This is a genomic window from Methanobrevibacter sp., assembly GCF_017432245.1.
Classification (GTDB): Archaea; Methanobacteriota; Methanobacteria; order Methanobacteriales; family Methanobacteriaceae; genus Methanobrevibacter.
In genome coordinates this window covers 1-4721 of sequence record NZ_JAFRJO010000053.1, presented here as the reverse complement: position 1 = coordinate 4721, position 4721 = coordinate 1, and the positions used below count along the sequence as shown (strand labels likewise).

Annotated in this window: 2 protein-coding genes and 1 pseudogene; all 3 read left to right on the top strand. The window is 29.7% G+C overall.

Annotation, left to right across the window (positions count from 1 at the left end; genetic code table 11):
• Positions 1–318, top strand: a pseudogene (locus tag IJI80_RS04655) (flavodoxin family protein); the annotation flags it as partial.
• Between the two features lie 132 nt (positions 319–450).
• The gene (locus tag IJI80_RS04650) at positions 451–927 is read left to right on the top strand and encodes a hypothetical protein (RefSeq protein ID WP_292788067.1); all 477 of its coding nucleotides are present in this window, start codon (positions 451–453) and stop codon (positions 925–927) included.
• A gap of 902 nt (positions 928–1829) precedes the next feature.
• A complete protein-coding gene (locus IJI80_RS04645) occupies positions 1830–4703 on the top strand; it encodes a transglutaminase domain-containing protein (RefSeq protein WP_292788066.1) in 2874 nt (957 codons plus the stop codon).
• The last annotated feature ends 18 nt before the right edge of the window (positions 4704–4721 follow it).

Below are 4721 nucleotides of genomic sequence, written 5' to 3'. Positions count from 1 at the left end.
GATAGGGTTTTCTATGCTGCAAGTGCTAACTTTAAATTCAAACCTGGAGCTTCTATCGTAAGCTGCCGTAGAGGTGGAGCAAGTGCAAGCTTTGACAGATTGAACAAGTACTTCACCATTTCAAACATGCCTGTAATTGCATCCCAATACTGGAACAGTGTTCATGGAAACACTCCTGAAGAGGTCAAGCAAGACTTGGAAGGTCTTCAAACCATGAGAACATTGGCAAGCAACATGGCATGGATTTTAAAGTCAATTGAAAATGCAGAATTGCCTAAGCATGAAGAAGAAAAACAAAGAACTAATTTTATCAGATAATCTGATATCTTTCTTTTTAAATTTGAAATAGGATAATATTTATATTTATTGAAAAAGAAATATTATTATTGTATTAATCTTAAAAGATTTAAATATACTATTTGTATTTTTGAAAAATTTAGGAGAATTCTTATGGATACTGGAAATAAAATAATTATTATTTTACTTATCTTGATTGCAATTGCTGCAGTTGTTTGCGGTTTCCTATTCATATCTAATGGCTTAGGAGACTCAAATGATACAGAATTGCAAGAAAATGTAACTAATGTTACTAACACAACAATTAATGAAACAGAGAATTTAACAGCTGATGATGGTACAGGTACTAGTGTTAGCACTAGTTCCAGTTCTTCAAGTTCTGGTGTGAAATATAGGCCTAGTTCAAGTTCCAGTCATTCTGCTAGCCCAAGTAATTCTGGAGGTTCCAGTTCAGGTTCCAATGGTTCTGGTTCTGGCTCTAGTGATTCAGGCACCTCTGATGGTGGAGGATCTTCTGATGGTGGAGGTTCCTCTGATGGTGGAGGTTCCTCTGATGGTGGGGGATCTTCTGATGGTGGAGGTTCCTCTGATGGTGGGGGATCTTCTTCAGGGTCAACTGATTCAGAATAATTAAAAATCTTCAATTCTTTTTTCATTATTTTTTTATATTTTTTCTTATTTTTCTTATTTTATTATTTTTATTTTTTGTCTTATTTTTCCTATTTTATTTTTTTTATATTTTTTCTTATTTTTCTTATTTTATTATTTTTATTTTTGTCTTATTTTTCCTTATTTTTTATAATTTTTCCTCCTTAATTAGGTTATCTAAGCACGGTTTTTTATTTCCAATTAAATGCTTATTTTTTGATTTTACCTTTAATTCATCCTTTATTCTTTAAAATAAGAATGGTCTATTTTTTAAAAAATCTTTCTTTAATTATATATTAATATTATATATAATATGGGATTTTACTTTTTTGTTTTTTAATTTAAAAAGCTTTATTTATTGCTTTTTTGATTAAATTCCTTTAATTTTGTTTATATTTCATTTATTTGATTATTATTTTGTTATATTTTAATAAAATACATATGTTTAGTTCTTTATTTATCTAATAAAGCATTATTAGATTGTTTTTAATTTTATTCAATAATATTTCTTTTTTTCTTATTTAATTTAATATTTTTTATTATTTTTTATAAATAAATATCAAATATTTTTTATTTTAAAATTTAATGATTATTTGCTTGTTATATTAAATTTAAGGTAATGATATTCTTCTGTTTAATTTTTTTTTAAGAGAAACATTTATATTATATTAATTAAAAATTTTTATATAACATTAAAAAAGAATTATTTTACTTAGAAAAAATTTCTAAATTCTTTAATTCTTGTAAAAAATATATTATGAAAATTTGTTTTTAAAATAAAAAATTAGCATTATTTTATTTGTTATGTTAATTCATCTTTTTTAATGTATTGAGGTGAAAAAATTTCGACTAAAAACAGAGCATTGCTTTTGTTGATCTTTTCATTGTTTATATTGACAATGGCTTCAGTATCAGCAAGCGATGTAAGTGACATAAATGATAATCAGAATTATCTTTCAGAAAATGAGGATTCAGTAAGTGATGATTTAAGTAGTCAATATGAGGATTTATCAGCTATTGATTCCAATTCTGCAGATGATGATTCAGAAGTACTTGAAAATACTAATTCTGAATCTAATGACTTATCCGATGCTACTGTTTTAGGCAGTGAAGATCCTGCTGAACCTACTAAAAACTCTACTTCTATTGTGAGTTCCAGTTCAAGTGTAGTAAACGGATACGATTATTCAGTCACTTTAAAGGATAATAACGGAAACGTTTTATCTGGAAAAACTTTGACTTTTACATTCAATGGAAAGTCTTATACTAAGACTACTGACTCTAAAGGTGTTGCTAGCTTAAATATTAATGCAAAAGCAGGTAGTTATGTAATTGGAGTTATTTTTGAAGGTGATGAATTGTATGAAAATTCATCTGCATCTAACAAAATAACTGTTAGCAAAACTCCTACAACTATTTCAAGTTCCACTAAAGATGCAGTTAAAGGAAGATCCTATTCAGTAGTTTTAAAAGATAAAAAAGGGAATGTATTAGCTTCAAAAGCAGTAACCCTCACTTTTAATGGCAAGACTTATAAGTTAACTACCAATTCTAAAGGAATTGTTAGTTTCACTATTACTGGCACTCTAGGAAAAACTTATAAATTGACTTATAAATTTGCTGGAGATAGCTATTATGCAGCATATTCCGGTTATAAAAATCTTAAGGTCAAAAAGCCTACAAAGATAGTTGGATCTAATGCTCGTTTAGTAAAAGGAGCTCAGTATACTGTCACTTTAAGAGATTCTAGCAATAAAGTTTTAACTAAAAAGACTGTAACAGTTGTATTTAATGGTAAAACTTATACCAAGACTAGTAATTCCAGAGGAGTAATCAGTTTGACTTTAAATGCTTCTCCTGCAAAATCTTATGATATTACTTATAAATATGGGGGCAGTTCCTATTATGGTCCATCTTCTAAAACAGTATCTGTATTTATTAAAACACCTACAAAATTAACCAATTCTGGCAGTTCTGTAGGTAAAGGAAAAAATTATTACGTTACTTTAAAGGATAGTAATGGTAAGGTTTTAGCTAATAAAAATGTAGTTTTTAAATACAGAGGAAAAAGCTATAAGAAAACTACTAATTCCAATGGAATTGCTAGCTTAAAAATCAATTCCCCTATTGGATATACTTATAGATTAACTTACAGTTATTCTGGAAGTAGCAATTATGGTTACAGTTCAGGTTCAGTAAATCTTAAAACTAAGATGGCTACAACCTTAACAGGATCCTCTTCAACCATTATTAAGGGAAATGCATATAAGGTTACCTTAAAGGATGGAAATGGTAAAGCATTATCTAAAAAGACTGTTACTTTTGTCTTTAGTGGTAGCACTTATAAAAAAACCACTGACTCAAAAGGTGTAACTAGTTTGGGTATAGGTGCTCAAGCAGGCAAATCCTATAAATTATCTTATTATTATGCAGGAGATTCCTATTATAACAGGTCATCTTCCGGAAATATTAATTTATGGGTAAAGCTTTCCACTTCACTTAAGAATTCAGGTAATTCCATAATGAATGACAGTTCTTATGTAGTGACTTTAAAAGATGGTGACGGTAACGTTTTATCCGGCAAAACCTTGACTTTTACTTTGGATGGTCAGACTGTTAAAAACACCACTGACTCTAAAGGTCAAGCTCATTTATTAGTGTCACAAAGTTCTCCTAAGACTGTTGCTTTAACTTATAAGTTTGATGGTGATAACGTTTACTCTGCTTCATCTGGATCTGTAAATCTGGATGTCAAGTCAGATAAGGTTTTTACATTTAATCATATTGCTCAATCAGCAAGCAATTTAAGAGAATTTGTAGAGCTTAAGGGTTATGTTCCATCTACAATTTCTGTTAATGGCATAAAGATTAATATGACTACCTTTGCATATTTAATGGCTAAATCAGTGGAAAATATTAATAACGGTAAAAAACTTGATGTGGATGTAATAACCCTTAATTCCACTTATACTAATGGAGGCAGTTCATCCATTAATGCTGCTTTAAATAAAAGTGACTATTTAGTTTTGGCTAACAAATTAATTAATCATTCAATTGATCAAGATAGACTTCCAAACTATATAGAAACAAGCATAGGTAAGATTTCCCCTAATTTATACATATTTGGACTCTCAAAAGCTTTAGATTTTTATAGGCTTAACAATAGATTGCCAAATTATGTTACTTTCAATGCAAAGGATGTTGATGGTACACCTGGTTCAGATGTCACTAAAAGAGGAAATGCATCCCAGTATAAAAAAGGTTTAAATGAGATACAGTCTCTCACTTCTGCTCAACTAGCCAAATATCTGGTCTCTTCTGGAAATGATGCACTTAATTCAGCAATCCGTTCATTGGCTAATAGTTTAACTGCTGGAAAAACTACTGTTTGGGCTAAAGCTGAAGCTATATTCAATTGGACTAGAGATAATGTGAAATATGAATATTATGCAAACACCAAGTATAAGGCAACAGGTACTTTAAGCAATAAGAGAGGTAACTGTTGTGATCATGCTAACTTGATTGTGGCTCTTTGTAGAGCAGCAGACATACCTGCTAGATATACACATGGTAAGAACTGTAAGTTCTCAAGTGGTTTGAATACTGGTCACGTATGGGCACAAATCTATGTGGATGGTGTTTGGTATTCTGCTGATGCAACAAGCAGCAGAAATAAATTAGGAGATATTCAGAATTGGAATACAAATTCATTTGATATTCCAGTCGGAGGATATGATATTGTTCATTTACCATTCTAGTTGGATTAATTAAATTTT